Origin of the sequence: Curtobacterium sp. 320 (genome assembly GCF_031455235.1) — a bacterium.
Classification (GTDB): Bacteria; Actinomycetota; Actinomycetes; order Actinomycetales; family Microbacteriaceae; genus Curtobacterium.
On sequence record NZ_JAVDSI010000001.1, the window covers coordinates 122,547 to 137,582 of the forward strand.

Below are 15,036 nucleotides of genomic sequence, written 5' to 3' on the forward strand. Positions count from 1 at the left end.
TCCGCACATGACGAACTCCATCACCCGCCGCGCCCTCTTCGCCGGCGGAGCGTCCGCCCTGGCGCTCGGTGCGCTCGCCGCCTGCTCCACCACGGGGACCCCGAACCCGCGGAGCGGTGCGACCGGCACGGTGTCCTACTGGCTCTGGGACTCGAACCAGCTGCCGGCGTACCAGGCCGTCGCCAAGGCCTTCGAGCGCGAGAACCCCGGCATCACGATCAGGATCACCCAGCTCGGGTGGGCCGACTACTGGACGAAGCTCACCGCCGGGTTCATCGCCGGCACCGCTCCGGACGTGTTCACGGACCACCTGTCGAAGTTCCCGCAGTTCGCCGACCTCGACGTGCTGTACGAGCTCGACGAGCTCGAGGCGACGTCGGGGATCCGTGACGACGACTACCAGTCCGGGCTCGCCCAGCTCTGGAAGGGGCGGGACGGCCACCGGTACGGCTCGCCGAAGGACTGGGACACGGTCGCGATGTTCTACGACCAGAAGGTCATCGCGAAGGCCGGGTACACCGCCGACGACCTGGCCGCCCTGTCTTGGAACCCCGATGACGGCGGCACCTTCGAGCGTGCCGTCGCGCACCTCACGATCGACGGCAAGGGGCGCCGCGGGGACGAGCCGGGTTTCGACAAGACGGACGTCGCCGTCTACGGGATGAGCGCCAACGGCAGCGGGGGCGACGGGTTCGGGCAGACCCAGTGGTCGCCGTTCACCGGGTCGATCGACTGGTTCTACACGAACAAGAACCCCTGGGGGAACCGGTTCCGCTACGACGACGCCGGGTTCCAGAAGACGATCTCGTGGTACTTCGGGCTCGCCGAGAAGGGCTACATGCCGAAGTACGGGGTCTTCTCCACGACCACCGGACCGGACGTCCAGCTCGGCTCGAAGAAGGTGGCGCTCTCGTTCAACGGCTCGTGGATGATCGGGACGTACGCGAACCTCCCGGGCATCGACGTCGGGATCGCGCCGACGCCGACCGGACCGATCGGGCACCGCGCGTCGATGTTCAACGGGCTCGGCGACTCGATCACGAAGCAGGCGCGGAACCCGGAGGCAGCTGCGAAGTGGGTCGCGTACCTCGGCAGCGCTGCCGCCCAGGAGATCGTCGGCCGGGCGGGCATCGTCTTCCCGGCACGCCGATCGGGGACCGACGCAGCGGTGGCGGCGTACGCGAAGCGGGGCCTCGACGTGACGGCCTTCACCGAGCAGGTCGAGGACGGCACGACGTTCCTGTTCCCCGTGACCCGCAACCCCGCCGACGTGCAGGCCATCGTGCAACCCGCGTTCGACGACATCTACGCGAACGGCAAGCCGATCAGCACGCTGACCGGGGTGAACGAGCAGGTCAACAACCTCCTCGCCCTCACCTGAGCCGCGTTCGTCCGCACACCGCACCCGCCGGTGCGGTGTGCGGACGAACCTTGCACGCCGCAGGGGCCAGGTCCGAGACTGACGCCGATGTCCTCCCTCGAATCACTCGTGTACATGTCCGTCGCCGTCGACGACCTCACCGACGACCAACTGGTCGCCATGCTGCGCGAGGCGCGGCTCCGCAACGAGGCGCTCGGCGTCTCCGGTCTGCTCCTCGCGAAGGGCGGGCGGTTCATGCAGGTCCTCGAGGGTCCGGCATGGAGCGTCGAGGACCGTTTCGCCGCGATCCAGCGCGACCCGAGGCACCGCGAGGTGAAGTCGCTGTCGCGCGAGCGCATCGACGCGCGGCGGTTCGACGGCTGGGCGATGGCGTTCGGCAACCCCTCCGACCCCGAGGTCCGCGACGAGCCCGGCTTCAGCACGTTCCTCAGCGAGCGCTCCGGCCTGCCGGCCGGGGTCGCGGGGTCGCCGGCGGACTGGTTGCTCCGCTGGTTCCGTGGACGCGACCTGCAGGAGGTCCAGGAGGCGCGGATCACCCTGGCGAGGCACGCCGCCTGACGACGTGGCCGGTCGGCGTCCCGTCGCCGCGGGGTCCCTACCGTTCCGACGCCGCGTGGAAGCCGATCTCGAGCAGCAGGTTCGCGTGCGACCGCTGGTCGCCGGTCGCGATGACCAACCCGGTCTCGGGCGCCCGGACCGCGTCGTAGAACGCGAACCGGTCGAGCGCACCGAGCGGCACGTCCGGCCCGAGGATGCGCCGGTAGCCCTCGTGCGCCGCGACGACGGTGTCCGCCGGAGCCTCCATGACCGTCGCCGCCTCGACCGGGACCGCGTCGAGCAGGGTCGTCAGGACCTCGTCGACGTCGAGCAGTCCGGGGCGGAAGTTGAGGTGCACGAGCGCGGCGCCGGGACGCATCGCCGTCGCGAACGGGTAGTTCCCGTCGGCGACCAGCACCTTGGAGCCGTGCCCGAGCGACGCGAGCGCGCTCAGCGTCGGCTGGTGGGTGAGGGTGTAGCGCAGCATCATGCCTCCGTGGGGGTGACGAGTCGGGCGACCGATCCACCGGCGACCAGACGGGGTGCGACGACGACGTCGACGGGGGCCGGGTCGGCGTCGGGGTCCGCCAGGCGCGCGTGGATCAGGTCGGCGGCGCGGACGGCGAGCTCGTGCGTGGGCTGCACGATGACGGTGAGCTTCGGGACGGTGGCCTGGGCGAGTTCGAGGCCGTCGAACCCGAGCACCGAGAGCTCCCGGCCGAGGGTCAGCCCGGACTCGTTCAGTGCGATGACGGCTCCGAGGGTGAGTTCGTAGTTCGCGCAGAAGACCGCGGTCGGGCGGTCCGGCTGCACGAGGAGCCGCTGCATCGCCGCCTGCCCGTGCTGCACCGTGAGGGGACCCTCGACGACCGAGTCCGGTCCGAGGACACCGCCCTCCCGTTCGACCACCGCACGGAAGCCCGCGGTGCGCTCCCGCATGGTGGAGACCACGGGGTCACCGGCGACGACCCCGACCCGGCGGTGCCCGTGGTCGAGCAGGTGGCGGGCGGCGAGGGCGCCGGCGCCGCGGTTGTCGAGGAAGACGCCGTCGGTGACGAGGGCGTCCGCACGCCAGTCGATCTGCACGACCGGCACGCGCTCGGCCGCACGCGCCAGGGCCTCGACGTCGTGGTCCGACGGCACCGCGATGATGCCGTCCACCATCCGGCTGAGGAGCAGGTCGACCGCGCCCGCGGCGGCGTCCGGGCTCGACGAGACGATGACGCTCGTCCCGTGCGCCCGGAGTGCGCTCTCGACCCCGGCGATCACGGTGAGGTGGAAGTCGTTGTCGAGCGCCGGCAGCAGGACGCCGATCGTGCCGGACCGCCGGGAGCGCAGGCTCCGGGCGAACCCGTTGGGCCGGAACCCGAGCGTCGCCGCGGCCCGTTCGATCGCCTGTGCGTTCTCGTCACGGACGGTGCCGCCGTTGTAGAACTTCGAGATCGTCGCGAGCGAGAGCCCCGTCGCCCGCTGCAGGTCCTTGTAGGTCGCCGTCACCCGACGCCCCCGGGGATCGTGCCGTCCTCGTCCCACAGGTCGTGCCAGCTGTCGGCGCCCGACCACAGGAACACCTGCCCCTTGATGAGCCGGACGCCGTGGTCGACGTCCTGCATCGCCCGGAGTTCCTCGTCGGTGAGCGGGTCCGTCAGCGCGCCGTCGAGGTTCGCGCGGTACTGCTCGGGCTTCACCGAGAACGGGATCGGGACCTGCCCGCGCGCGACCGCCCACTTGAGGCAGACCACGGCGGGGTGCACGCCGTGCGCCTCGGCGATCCGCCGGACGACGGGGTGGTCGACGTCCACGGGGTCGTCGTCCTCGCGGTCGCGCTCCGGGCGGGACGGTGACCCGAGCGGCGAGTAACCCACGGGCTGGATGTCGTTCGCGCGGCAGAAGTCGAACAGCTCCGGTTGCTGGAACGTCGGGTGCAGCTCCATCTCGTTGAGCGCGGGGAGGACCCGGGCGTCGCGGAGCAGCAGCCGCAGCTTCGGGACCGTCGTGTTCGACGTGCCGAGGTGCCGGACCAGTCCGGCGTCGACGAGCCCCTCGAGCGACCGCCAGAGCGCGAGGTACGCGGCGTGGTCGTAGGGGCGGGCCGACCGGTCGCGGTCCTCGACCGAGGCGTGCGGCGCGTGGTGGTTCGGGAACGGCCAGTGCACGAACACCGCGTCGAGGTGGTCGACCCGCAGGTCCCGGAGTGATCGCTCGACCGACGCGACCGCATCGGCCGGGTCGTGCGCGTCGTTCCAGACCTTCGACATCACGAAGAGGTCCTCGCGCGGGACACCGCTCGCCGCGATCGCCACGCCGACCTCGGGCTCGTTGCCGTAGACGGAGGCGCAGTCGACCAACCGGTAGCCGGCGTCGAGGCCGCCGCGGACCGCCGCCGCCACCTCGTCCGGGCCGTACCGGTCGGAGCCGAACGTGCCGAGCCCGATCGTCGGGATGTGTGCGCCGGTCCGCAGGGGTCGGCTCGTCGGGACGTCCACGGTGGCCTGCTTCCTGCGCGTCGTCGCGCATCACTCAACGTTTCACCCGTGCGGGTGCGATGCACGCTACCGTAGAACCCTCTCCAGGACGAAACGTTTCGCTCGACTCGAGGAGGAGTCATGCCCGAACCCCACGACCTGCCACGGATCGACCCGGCGGCCCTGCCGGAGCCGGTCGACGTGTCGGACAACTCCGCGGCGCTCGCCGCCGTCGCCGCGGTCGTCGCCGCCGGCCCGTACGAGGCGACCTGGGAGTCGCTCCGCGGGTACACGCCGCCGCGCTGGTACGAGGACGCCAAGTTCGGGGTCTTCCTGCACTGGGGCGTCTACTCGGTGCCGGCCTTCCGGAACGAGTGGTACTCGCGGGACATGTACCGCGCCGGCACCCCCGAGTTCGAGCACCACGTGGCCACCTACGGACCGCAGTCGGAGTTCGGCTACAAGGACTTCATCCCGTCGTTCACGATGGAGCACTTCGACCCGCAGGACTGGGCGACCCTGTTCCGTCGCGCGGGGGCGCAGTTCGTGGTCCCCGTCGCCGAGCACCACGACGGCTTCGCGATGTACGACACCGACCGCTCCCGGTGGAGCGCGGCGCGGATGGGGCCGGAGCGCGACGTGTTCGGCGACCTGCTCCAGGCGGTCGACGACGCGTTCATGGTGCGGGGCGCTTCCTCGCACCGGGCCGAGCACTGGTTCTTCATGAACGGGGGCGCCCGGTTCGACTCGGACGTGCTCGACCCGCGGTTCATCGACTTCTACGGCCCGGCCCAGCGCGAGGAGACCGCGCCGAACGAGCGACACCTCGAGGACTGGCTGCTCCGGACCGTCGAGGTCATCGACAAGTACCGGCCGCAGGTGCTCTGGTTCGACTGGTGGATCGAGCAGCCAGCGTTCGAGCCGTGGCTGCGCACCCTCGCCGCGTACTACTACAACCGTGCCGCCGAGTGGGGGCGCGAGGTCGTCATCAACTACAAGTGGCAGGCGTTCGCGGACGGCTCCGCCGTCTACGACATCGAGCGCGGTGCGATGGGGGACATCCCGCCGTTCGTCTGGCAGAACGACACCTCGGTGTCCAAGTCCGCCTGGTGCTGGATCGAGGGGCACGACTACAAGACCGCGCGCGACCTCGTCGCCGAGCTCGTCGACGTCGTCGCGAAGAACGGCGTCCTCCTGCTCAACGTCGGCCCGAAGCCGGACGGCACGATCGCCGAGCCAGAGCAGCGGCTGCTGGAGGGCATCGGCCGGTGGTTGACCGCCAACGGCGAGGCGATCTACGGCACCCGTCCCTGGCGCGTCTTCGGCGAGGGTCCGACGCACGTCCAGGCGGGGTCGTTCGTCGACGGCGCCGCTCCGGCCTACACGTCCGAGGACGTGCGGTTCACCACCCGCCACGACGTCACCGGCGAGTACGTCTACGCGGTCCTGCTCGCCGACCCGGCGGACGGCGTCGCGCGCATCCGCTCGTTCGGCAGCGGGACGAACCTGCTCGGACGGCCGGTCCGCAGCGTCGAGGTGCTCGGCGCCGACGGCGAGGTGCAGTGGACGCAGACCGCCACGGCGCTCGAGGTCGTGGTGCCGACCGGCACCGATCCCGATTCCGGCCCGGTCGTGAAGGTCTGGCTGCGTCCGGAGGAGCGGCAGGAACGGACCGACTCGCTGCACGGGTGAGCGAGCGGTCCGCGGTGACCACCCTCGGTCTGGAGGCGCGGTGCGGGCCCGCACCGCGCCTCCCGACCGGCACACTGGAACCGTGGAACGACGCGCACTGATCCTGGAGGCCGCCGCCCGTGAGTTCGAGCGTGTCGGCTTCGCCGCCACGACGATCGCGGCCGTCGCCCGCGAGGCGGGCGTCTCGCAGGGCGCCCTGCACTTCCACTTCCCGACGAAGACGTCCCTCGCGCTCGGCGTGATCGACGAGCAGAACGTGCGGACGTTCGAAGTCGTGAGCCACCACGACGCGTCGCCCACGGAAGCGCTCGTCCGGGCCTCCCGCGGCATCGCCGGCATGCTGCTGACCGACCCCGTCGTGAGCGCCGGCATCCGGCTCTCGCTCGAACGCGGCGAGTTCGGTGCCGCGACCGCCGCCTTCTACGACCAGTGGATCGGTGGGATCAGCGACCTGTTCCGCCTCGCGATCGCGAGCGGCGAACTCCGGACGGACCTCACACCCGAGCAGCTCGGCGCGACCGTCGTCCCGATGTTCACCGGGGTCCAGCTCGTCTCGGCGGTGCGGACCGGCCGGCAGGACCTCTTCCCCGCGGTCGCGACGATGTGGCGGATGGTGCTCACCGCCGTCGCGGACCCCCGGCACCGGCCCCGCTTGCTGGGGGTCGTGGCGGACGCGTTCGGCACGGCAGACTGACGCCGTGGACACCAGCGAGCACGGCTCCCCTCCATACGGCGACCCCGCGCTCGCGACGTCCGGGGTCGAGCGGGTGGGGTGGTCCGCGAGCGTCGTCGCGCTGCACGTCGTCGCGACCGTGCTGCTCGCGGTCGGGTTCGTCGCCGTCGCGGTGACGCTCTGGTCCCTGTTCGTCACGGTCGACGACGGTGGCGGCGCGAACATCGGCGCCGGGATCCTCGGGGTGTTCGGCCTGGGCGTCGGTGCGCTCGGGCTGGTCGTGCTCGCCGCTGCGGGCAGTGCGGCCGCGGTCACCCGTGTCCGGCGCCGACGAGCGCACTGACGCGGGACGGCACGGGGGCCGGGCTACTGCGGGTCAGCGGTCGTGGAGCTCGCGGTCGCGGAACCACTTCAGCAGCCAGGCCGCGCTCGTGCGGTCGAAGGACCGCGGGAAGTCGACGCCGTCGGTGAGGAACGGGCTGAAGCCCTCCTCGGCGGCGATGTCGGAGTCGTCGAGCGACCGGTAGGCCATCGACCAGCCGTCGAACCGACGGCGTTCGATGTCCTCGCGCACGAGCGACTTCACCTCGCCGTGGCGGGGGTCGCGCGCGATCGCGGCGAACCGGTCGTCCACGCTCCACGCCGGGCCCTCGAGCAGCTGCATGAAGCGGCCGTCCTTCGCCAGCAGGATGCCGGAGACCCCCAGCGCCTCGTTCCGGAGCCGCGACCCACGCAGGAGCTCGGTCAGGGCGGCGTCGTCGAAGGGGGTGGCCGCCCGGCTCATGTAGACGATGGAGACGAGCACGGCTCCATCTTGGCGCGGGCCGTCGACGACACGAAATGGTGTCCGCTACACGTAGTCCGGGGTCGGAACCGTCCCGTCAGTCCACGGACGGGGCCGGTGCGCCGACCGGGGGCTCCTGCACGTCGAGCGTGGTGCGGTTCCGGGTCGCCGGGGCGGCGAGCAGCGCCACGACGAGGAGTGCGGCGGGGACGAGCATCGCCGCCTGCAGGCCGAGGTGCTCGCCGAGGAACCCGAGTGCCGGAGGACCGGCCAGGAACGCGATGTAGCCCGCGGTCGCGACGACGGACACCCGTCGGTCACCATCGGTCGGGTGGTCGCCGGCGGCCGAGATCGCGAGCGGGAAGCCGAGGGCGATGCCGAGACCCCACACCCCGGCGGCGGCCGCGGTCAGCACGGGGCTCGGCGACACCACGACGAGCAGCACGCCGACGGTGCCGACCGCCGCGCACACCCGGACGACCGGTGCACGACCGAACCGGGCGACGAGGGGCGTGCCGGCCGTCCGCCCGACGAACATCGCGAGGGCGAAGCCGGTGAAGACCAGGGACCCGACGGCCTCGGGGGCGCCGTGGTCGGACGTCATGAGCAGCGGGAGCCAGTCGCTCGCGGCACCCTCGGCGAACGCCATCGCCAGGGTGATCACGGCGATGAGCAGCACCTGCACCGTGAGCACGGCCCGGAGCCGCGGAGTCGGTGCGGCCGCGGACGACGCCTCGGGCGCAGCGCGGGGGACCGGACGGAGGTTCAGGGCGGCGAACGCGGCGAGTGCGGCCATGACGACGGTGGCGCCGAGCAGGTGCGCGAGGACCGGCGTCCGGGCAGCGGTCACCGCGATGCCCGCCACCCCGCCGAGGACCGTGCCGAGACTGAAGCAGGCGTGGAGCAGCGGGACGACCGGCCGACCGATCCGCCGTTCGACCGAGGCCGCCTCGACGTTCAGGCCGATCTCGGCGACGCCCGACCCGAAGCCGATGAGGAACAACCCTCCCCACACCCCGGCGGCGAGCTGCGCGGGGGCGGACAGGGCGACGAGGAGCATGCCGACGACGGGCAGGACCCCGCCGAGGACGATGAGCGGCCGGGTCCCGAGTCGCCGGACGAGCACACCGGCGCCGAGGATCCCGATCATCGAGCCGATCGAGAGCCCGAGGATGACGATGCCCATCGCCTCGATCGAGGCCCCGAGCGCGTCGCGGATCGCGGGCGTGCGCGTGATCCACGAGGCGATCCCGAACCCGGTCATCGTCGACGTGGCGAAGAGTGCCGCGCGGTGGCGCTCGATCATGGGTCCATCAGAACGTCCCACCGTGGTCGAGTCAAGGGAACGCGGTCGGCGGCCTAGGATCGGGCACATGGCGACCGTCCTCCTCGTCCGGCACGGACGCACCACCGCGAACGCGACCGGCGTCCTCGCCGGACGGACGGCAGGGGTGGCGCTCGACGCCGTCGGCCGCGAACAGGCCGCACGGACGGCCGGACGACTCGCCGCGGTCCCGCTCGCCGCGGTCGTGTCCAGCCCGCTCGAACGGTGTCGGCAGACCGCCCGCGCGCTGCTCGGACGCCAGGCCGGTGAGCCGGAGACCCGCATCGAGCGGGCGATCACGGAGTGCGACTACGGCGACTGGCAGGGCCGGAAGCTCGCGGACCTCGCGAAGGAGCCGCTCTGGCGGACGGTCCAGGCGAACCCGAGCGCCGTCGTCTTCCCCGGCGGGGAGTCCATGCAGGGGATGCAGTCGCGCGCGGTCGCCGCCGTCCGCCGGATCGACGCCGAGGTCGAGGCCACGCACGGTCCGGGCGCCGTCTGGGTCGCGGTGAGCCACGGCGACGTGATCAAGTCCGTGCTCGCCGACGCCCTCGGCATGCACCTCGACCTGTTCCAGCGCATCGCGGTCGGACCGGCATCGGTGTCCATCGTGCGCTACGGCGAGCACCGTCCCGAGGTCGTCGCGTCGAACACCGAGTCGGGCGACCTGACGTGGCTCGCGGCCGCACCGGCGCCGAGTGCGGACGCCGCGGTCGGGGGCGGCGCCGGCCACGACGACCCCGCCACCGGGCCGGCTCCTGCCGGAGCCTGAACGACTGTCGCCCGGCGCTCCTACAATGCGGGGTATGCCCACCATCGTGCACGGCTTCGACTGGCCGGACCGTCTCGTCGTCGGGACCGTCGGCCGTCCGGGCGAGCGGTCCTTCTACATCCAGGCGCGTGACGGCCGCCGAGTCACGAGCGTCGCGCTCGAGAAGGAGCAGTCGGCCGTCCTCGCGGACAAGATCGACGAGCTCCTGGACGAGGTCGCGACCGTCGAGGACAACCGGTTCAGCGTCCCGCCGTCCGCGCCCGCAGAACTCCGTGACGGTGAACCGCTCGACCAGCCGGTCGAGGCCGAGTTCCGTGCCGGCGCCCTGAGCCTCGGGTTCGACCCCGCGACCGCTCAGGTCGTGATCGAGGCGTACCCCATCGACGACGAGCTCGAGATCGTCGCCGAGACGACCGAGGACGGCGAGGAGATCGAGGCCGTGGTCGAGATCCCCGAGCCCGCCGAGCTGTTCCAGGTGAAGATCCCGGTCGGCACCGCCCGCGCGTTCGTCGAGCGCACGCGGGAGATCGTGGCCGCCGGCCGTCCCCCAGGGGCCGCATGAGCGACGGGTCGCTGTCCATCCGGGCACGCATCCGGGAAGCCTCGAACGCCACCTTCCTCGCCGACCTCGACGGCGAGGCGGTCGTCTACAAGCCGATCGAGGGGGAGCGGCCGCTCTGGGACTTCCCGGACGGCACCCTCGCCGATCGAGAGGTCGCGGCGTACCTCGTGTCCGAGGCGTTCGGCTGGGACGTCGTCCCCCCGACGTGGATGGGCGAGGGGCCGTTCGGCCGCGGCATGGTCCAGCGGTGGCAGGACGTCGATCCCGAGCAGGACGCGGTCGACCTCGTCCCCACCGAGGACGCCGAGGCCGAGCTGTCCGGCGACGGCGCACCCCGCTGGCGGCCGGTGCTCGAGGCGATCGACGAAGCGGACCGTCCGGTGACCCTCGTGCACGAGGACACGACCGCACTGCGGCGGATGGCGGTGTTCGACGTCGTGGTGAACAACGCCGACCGCAAGGGCGGTCACGTCCTCGCGATGCCGGACGGTCACCGCTTCGGCGTCGACCACGGGCTGACCTTCCACGTCGAGCACAAGCTGCGCTCGGTGCTGTGGGGGTGGATCGGCGAACCGCTCGACGCGGACGAGCTCGAGGGCATCGACCGGGTGACCGACGCGCTGCAGGGCGATCTCGGTGCCGCACTCGACGAACACCTCACGGTGGCCGAGGTCGACACCCTGCGCGCCCGGTGCGCGGCGCTGCGGGCCGTCGGCGTCTTCCCGCCGCCACCGGGACACGGGCCCGCCGTGCCCTGGCCGCTCTTCTAGCGACCCGCTCGGCCTCCGGCGCGGAGATCGGGTCGGCAGGTTCCGTCGGGTGCGGAACCCACCGACCCGTACCGCGTCCCGCCTGCCGGGTCGCGGTGACCCGTGGCGGTCGGACGGAGGGCGCCGTTGTCCTCCGGGACCCCACGGGGGTCGACCGGCCGAGGACGGATCAGGTGCCATCGGTCGGTCATCACCACCTCACCGACGCTGTCGGTGTACCGACAGCATCGGTTCACCGACGAGGTCGGTCAGGTGGAGCGGTGATCGCGGCCGGGGTCTGGGGCAGCTGTGGCGTCAGCATACGACCGAGACAGCCGGAGGAACAGACCCTGCCGTCAGATTTTCCAGTCGTCCCGGAAGAGCGCTCCACCGCGGCGCGATCCCAGGTACGACCCGACCACCGCGACGCCGAGGTCGTCGTTCTCGGGCGCGACGACCTTGCCGTCCACCCGCTTCGCCATCGCGTCGATGAAGCGCGCCAGCCCCGGGTCGTCGCCGAGCCGGAAGAAGGTCGTCTGCGCGCCGAGTCGTCCGGCGTTCTCGAGCTCCCGGACGGACAGCGCGATCGTGATCGGGTCCGGCGGGTACCCGAACCACACCTGGCCGTTCGGTTCGAGGTGGGAGGTGGGCTCGCCGTCGGTGACGATGAGCAGCACGGGCTGGGCGGTCGGGTGCTTCCGGAAGTGCCGGTTCGCGAGCAGCAGGGCGTGGTGGAGGTTGGTGCCCTTGTCCCACATCGCGTCGAGGCCGACGAGTTGCTCGATCTCCATCACCTCGGCTTCGCGGCCGAAGGCGATGAGCTGCAGGTCGTCGCCGCGGAAGCGCGTGGACACGAGGGTGTGGAGTGCGAGCGCGGTGCGCTTCATCGGCACCCACCGGTCCTCCATCGCCATCGAGAACGACGTGTCGACGAGCAGTGCGACACAGGCCTGCGTCCGCGCCTCGGTCTCCTGCACCTCGACGTCGTCGATCTCCAGGCGGACGCCGGGACCCATCCGTCCCGAGGCAGCGGTGCGGGTGAGCGCGTTCGTGATCGACCGCGTGACGTCCCACGGCTCGGTGTCGCCGTACTGCCACTGCCGGGTCGCACCGGAGGGTTCGCCTGACGCACCGGAGCGGCGGAGGTCTCGGGCGCCCTGGCGGCCGGACATGCGCTCGGCGACGTCCCGGAGCAGGCTCTTCCCGAGCTGCCGCATCGCCTTCGGGGTGAGCCGGAGCTGCCCGTCGGCACCGCGGCGCATCGCACCGGAGTTGCGCAGGGCCTTCTCGAGCTGCTGCAGGGTCCTCGCGTCGACGACAGCGTCGTTCCCGAGCTGGCGGCCGAGGGCGTCGAGGTCGAGGTCGTCGAGGTCGGAGCCCGGTCCGGCCTGCGCGATCTGGTCGGCGAGGGCGTCGAGGTCGGCGATGTCCTGGAACACCCCGGTCCCGTCGCCGAGGCCGAGTCCCTGCTCGCCCTCCATCCGCTCGGAGCCGCCCCAGTCCTCGCCCGGCCGGAGCGAGCGGAGGGTGTCGTCGAGCTGGGCGAGCTGTCCCATCAGGTCGGGGGAGCCGAACGCCTGCTGGGCGAGGGCGTCGAGCTCGTCGCGCTGCTCCTGGGTCATCGAGTTGCGCATGCGCTGCGCCGCGGCCGCCCGGGCAGCGAGGTCGTCGAGCAGTTCCTCGACGTTCTGCGGGTCCGATGGGAAGTACTGCCCGTGCTCGGCCATGAACGCGTCGAACTGCTCCTGCGTGTCCGTCCCCGCACGGTGGTCCTCGAGCAGGGTGTTGAGGTCGCGCATCATCGCGGCGACGTCCTCGCGGTCCTGGTCGGTGGCACCCTCGAGCGCCTGCTTCATGCCGGCGAACCGCTGGTCGAGCACCTCGCGGCCGAGCAGGTCCTTGATCTCCTCGTACTTCTGGCGCGCGGTCGGGCTCGTCCAGTCGTAGCCGCTCAGCTCCTGCACCGCGGTGGCGGGCGACGGTGACAGGCTGTCGAGCTGCATCTCGGCGAGGGCTCGGTCGCCGTCGTCGATCTCGGTGTCGCGGGCGAGTTGTCCGCGTTCCGCGAGCACGGCCTCGTCGAGCAGCTGCTTGACCTGCTGCAGGGTGCCGTCGAGGTTGTTCTTCGCCGTCAGCTCGCGACGTCGCTCGGCCACGCGGCGGGCCAGGTCGTCGAGGCCGCGCTGGTCCTGACCGCCGCGGCGCAGGTACTCCCGGATGGCACGCTCGGGCGAGGTCCCGCCCATGACGTCCTCGCCGATGGCGTCGAGCGCCTCGGCCAGGTCGACCGGGGGAGCGAGCGGGTCCGGGCCGTCCTCGTACTTCCCGTAGCGCGCGTCCCGCGCCAGGCGTCGGTTCGCCCTAGCCATAGACGGCTTCGCCCCCGCCGGACTCCTTGCTGATCCGCCGGGCGAGGTACAGCCCCTCGAGCGCGAGTTCGATGGCGCCGGCACGCTCGCCGTCGTCGGTCGCACCGAGCCGTTCGCAGATCTGGTCGTACAGGTCGGACTCGCCGATCGACGGCAGGCCCTCGAGGAAGGCGCGGGCGCTGACCTGCTCACCCGTGGTCACCATCGTGCCCCCGTCGAGCGCCTCGACGAGGACCGCGAAGTCGAGCCCGCGGAAGCGCGCCCGGACGGTCTCGGCGGTCGCGGTCCGGAGCAGGTGCTCGAGCACCTCGTCGGCGCGGTCCTCCTCGCCGTTCTCGAACTCGATCTTCCCGCCGAGGACGTCGATCGCGGTCTCGAGGTCGATCGGCCGCGCCACCGCGTGCTCCTCGCCCTGCCGCGCAGCGCGGTGCACCGCGGCGGCGGAGATCGTCTCCGCGCCGGCGATCGCGAAGCGGGCGCTGACGCCGCTGCGCTGGTCGACCGCACTCGATCCGCGCAGGGCACGCGTGAACCGGGCGAGGATCTCGACCAGCGCGTCCGGCACGTCGGCGGTGAGCCGCGCCTCCTGGCGGATCACGGCGATCTCGTCCTCGAGCTCGATCGGGTAGTGGGTGCGGATCTCGGCGCCGAAGCGGTCCTTCAGCGGGGTGATGATCCGACCGCGGTTCGTGTAGTCCTCGGGGTTCGCGCTGGCGACCACGAGCACGTCGAGCGGGAGCCGCAGGACGTAGCCGCGGATCTGGACGTCGCGCTCTTCCATCACGTTGAGCATCGCGACCTGGATGCGCTCGGCGAGGTCGGGGAGCTCGTTGATGGCGACGATGCCGCGATGGCCCCGGGGGACGAGGCCGAAGTGGATGGTCTCGGGGTCACCCAGGCTGCGGCCCTCGGCGACCTTCATCGGGTCGACGTCGCCGATGAGGTCCGCGACGCTCGTGTCCGGCGTCGCGAGCTTCTCGACGTAGCGGTCGTCGCGGTGCCGCCAGCTGATGGGCAGGGCGTCGCCGAGGTCCGCGGCCCGGCGGATGCTCGCGGTCGTGATCGGTTCGTACGGGTGCTCGCCGAGTTCGGAGCCGGTGATGACCGGCGTCCACTCGTCGAGCAGGCCCTGCAGGGTGCGGAGGAGTCGGGTCTTGCCCTGTCCGCGTTCGCCGAGCAGGACGACGTCGTGCCCGGCGATCAGGGCGCGTTCGAGCTGCGGGACGACGGTGGTGGCGAAGCCGTGGAGGCCGGGCCAGGGGTCGCGCCCCTCGCGGAGGGCGCTGAGCAGGTTGTCGCGGATCTCGGCGCGGACCGTCTTCTGGACGTGGCCAGAGGTGCGGAGCTCGCCGACCGTTCTGATGTCGGGTCGGGTCACCTCTTCGAGGTTACGCCGTTCGGGCCAGGAGGCGGGGGGGGCGCCGGGGCCCCCCCCCCCCCCCCCCCGGGGGGGGTGTTTTAAAACACATTGAAAAATTTAAAAAACGCCACGGAGGACGTGTGGGTGATGGGGGTGCGGGGCCGGGGGTTTGTGGGTTTACTTTTTCCTTCTGGGGGGGGGGGGGGGGGGGGGGGGTGGGGGGGGGGCGGGGGGGGGGGGGGGGGGGGGGGGGGCCGGGGGCCCCCCCGCCTCCAGGCCTCCTGCTTGTGAGTTTTCATAGCAATTGCAATGATTGAAAACCGGCATCGGAGCCGGATTCGATTAGGGGGATCCGGCTCCGGGCCCGG

15 protein-coding genes are annotated in these 15,036 nt (G+C 72.0%); 8 read left to right on the plus strand and 7 right to left on the minus strand.

What is annotated here, in order from left to right; all coding sequences use genetic code 11:
- Window positions 1-7: 7 nt before the first annotated feature.
- Both J2X60_RS00620 and J2X60_RS00625 read left to right on the plus strand, forming a co-directional pair.
- Window positions 8-1,381 carry a sugar ABC transporter substrate-binding protein gene (locus J2X60_RS00620; RefSeq protein WP_309780355.1) on the plus strand — a complete coding sequence of 458 codons (1,374 nt, stop codon included), beginning with the start codon at window positions 8-10 and terminating at the stop codon, window positions 1,379-1,381.
- Between the two features lie 87 nt (window positions 1,382-1,468).
- Entirely contained in the window at window positions 1,469-1,939 is a 471-nt protein-coding gene (locus J2X60_RS00625) for a BLUF domain-containing protein (RefSeq protein ID WP_309886155.1), read from the plus strand.
- Window positions 1,940-1,976: 37 nt separating this feature from the next.
- On the opposite strand, the gene J2X60_RS00630 is transcribed toward J2X60_RS00625, so the two are convergent.
- From J2X60_RS00630 to J2X60_RS00640, 3 genes are read right to left on the minus strand one after another with little or no spacing between them, the layout of a single operon-like run.
- Window positions 1,977-2,405, minus strand: coding sequence for an RbsD/FucU domain-containing protein (locus J2X60_RS00630; RefSeq protein ID WP_309886157.1), 429 nt, complete (start codon window positions 2,403-2,405; stop codon window positions 1,977-1,979).
- Window positions 2,405-3,415 (minus strand): LacI family DNA-binding transcriptional regulator, encoded by a 1,011-nt coding sequence (locus tag J2X60_RS00635; RefSeq protein ID WP_309886158.1) that lies wholly within the window; start codon window positions 3,413-3,415, stop codon window positions 2,405-2,407. The genes J2X60_RS00630 and J2X60_RS00635 overlap by 1 nt, the downstream gene beginning before the upstream one ends.
- Window positions 3,412-4,404, minus strand: a complete 993-nt coding sequence (locus tag J2X60_RS00640; protein WP_309886159.1) for an aldo/keto reductase — start codon at window positions 4,402-4,404, stop codon at window positions 3,412-3,414. Before J2X60_RS00640 ends, J2X60_RS00635 begins: the two co-directional genes overlap by 4 nt.
- A 120-nt stretch (window positions 4,405-4,524) precedes the next feature.
- Here J2X60_RS00640 and J2X60_RS00645 point away from each other — a divergent pair, with 120 nt between their 5' ends.
- The 3 genes from J2X60_RS00645 (at window position 4,525) to J2X60_RS00655 (ending at window position 7,091) form a co-directional block, all read left to right on the plus strand.
- Window positions 4,525-6,075 (plus strand): alpha-L-fucosidase, encoded by a 1,551-nt coding sequence (locus J2X60_RS00645; RefSeq protein ID WP_309886160.1) that lies wholly within the window; start codon window positions 4,525-4,527, stop codon window positions 6,073-6,075.
- Window positions 6,076-6,157: 82 nt separating this feature from the next.
- Window positions 6,158-6,769: a ScbR family autoregulator-binding transcription factor gene (locus J2X60_RS00650; RefSeq protein WP_309886161.1), complete on the plus strand. Its 612-nt coding sequence runs from the start codon at window positions 6,158-6,160 to the stop codon at window positions 6,767-6,769.
- Window positions 6,770-6,773: 4 nt separating this feature from the next.
- Window positions 6,774-7,091: a hypothetical protein gene (locus J2X60_RS00655; RefSeq protein ID WP_309886162.1), complete on the plus strand. Its 318-nt coding sequence runs from the start codon at window positions 6,774-6,776 to the stop codon at window positions 7,089-7,091.
- A 33-nt stretch (window positions 7,092-7,124) separates the two neighbouring features.
- On the opposite strand, the gene J2X60_RS00660 is transcribed toward J2X60_RS00655, so the two are convergent.
- Window positions 7,125-7,553 (minus strand): BLUF domain-containing protein, encoded by a 429-nt coding sequence (locus tag J2X60_RS00660; protein ID WP_083295228.1) that lies wholly within the window; start codon window positions 7,551-7,553, stop codon window positions 7,125-7,127.
- Window positions 7,554-7,629: 76 nt separating this feature from the next.
- Window positions 7,630-8,838 carry an MFS transporter gene (locus J2X60_RS00665; RefSeq protein ID WP_309886163.1) on the minus strand — a complete coding sequence of 403 codons (1,209 nt, stop codon included), beginning with the start codon at window positions 8,836-8,838 and terminating at the stop codon, window positions 7,630-7,632.
- 67 nt (window positions 8,839-8,905) lie between these two features.
- Here J2X60_RS00665 and J2X60_RS00670 point away from each other — a divergent pair, with 67 nt between their 5' ends.
- Genes J2X60_RS00670 through J2X60_RS00680 form a run of 3 tightly spaced genes read left to right on the plus strand, consistent with a single transcriptional unit; the run spans window position 8,906 to window position 10,960 of the window.
- Window positions 8,906-9,628: a histidine phosphatase family protein gene (locus J2X60_RS00670; RefSeq protein WP_309886164.1), complete on the plus strand. Its 723-nt coding sequence runs from the start codon at window positions 8,906-8,908 to the stop codon at window positions 9,626-9,628.
- Between the two features lie 34 nt (window positions 9,629-9,662).
- A complete protein-coding gene (locus J2X60_RS00675) occupies window positions 9,663-10,190 on the plus strand; it encodes a DUF3090 domain-containing protein (protein WP_070418140.1) in 528 nt (175 codons plus the stop codon).
- Window positions 10,187-10,960, plus strand: coding sequence for an SCO1664 family protein (locus tag J2X60_RS00680; RefSeq protein WP_309886166.1), 774 nt, complete (start codon window positions 10,187-10,189; stop codon window positions 10,958-10,960). The genes J2X60_RS00675 and J2X60_RS00680 overlap by 4 nt, the downstream gene beginning before the upstream one ends.
- Window positions 10,961-11,295: 335 nt before the next feature.
- On the opposite strand, the gene J2X60_RS00685 is transcribed toward J2X60_RS00680, so the two are convergent.
- Together J2X60_RS00685 and J2X60_RS00690 are read right to left on the minus strand one after the other, a co-directional pair.
- A complete protein-coding gene (locus tag J2X60_RS00685; RefSeq protein ID WP_309886168.1) occupies window positions 11,296-13,308 on the minus strand; it encodes a VWA domain-containing protein in 2,013 nt (670 codons plus the stop codon).
- A complete protein-coding gene (locus J2X60_RS00690) occupies window positions 13,301-14,686 on the minus strand; it encodes a magnesium chelatase (RefSeq protein ID WP_309780345.1) in 1,386 nt (461 codons plus the stop codon). Before J2X60_RS00690 ends, J2X60_RS00685 begins: the two co-directional genes overlap by 8 nt.
- Between the last annotated feature and the right edge of the window lie 350 nt (window positions 14,687-15,036).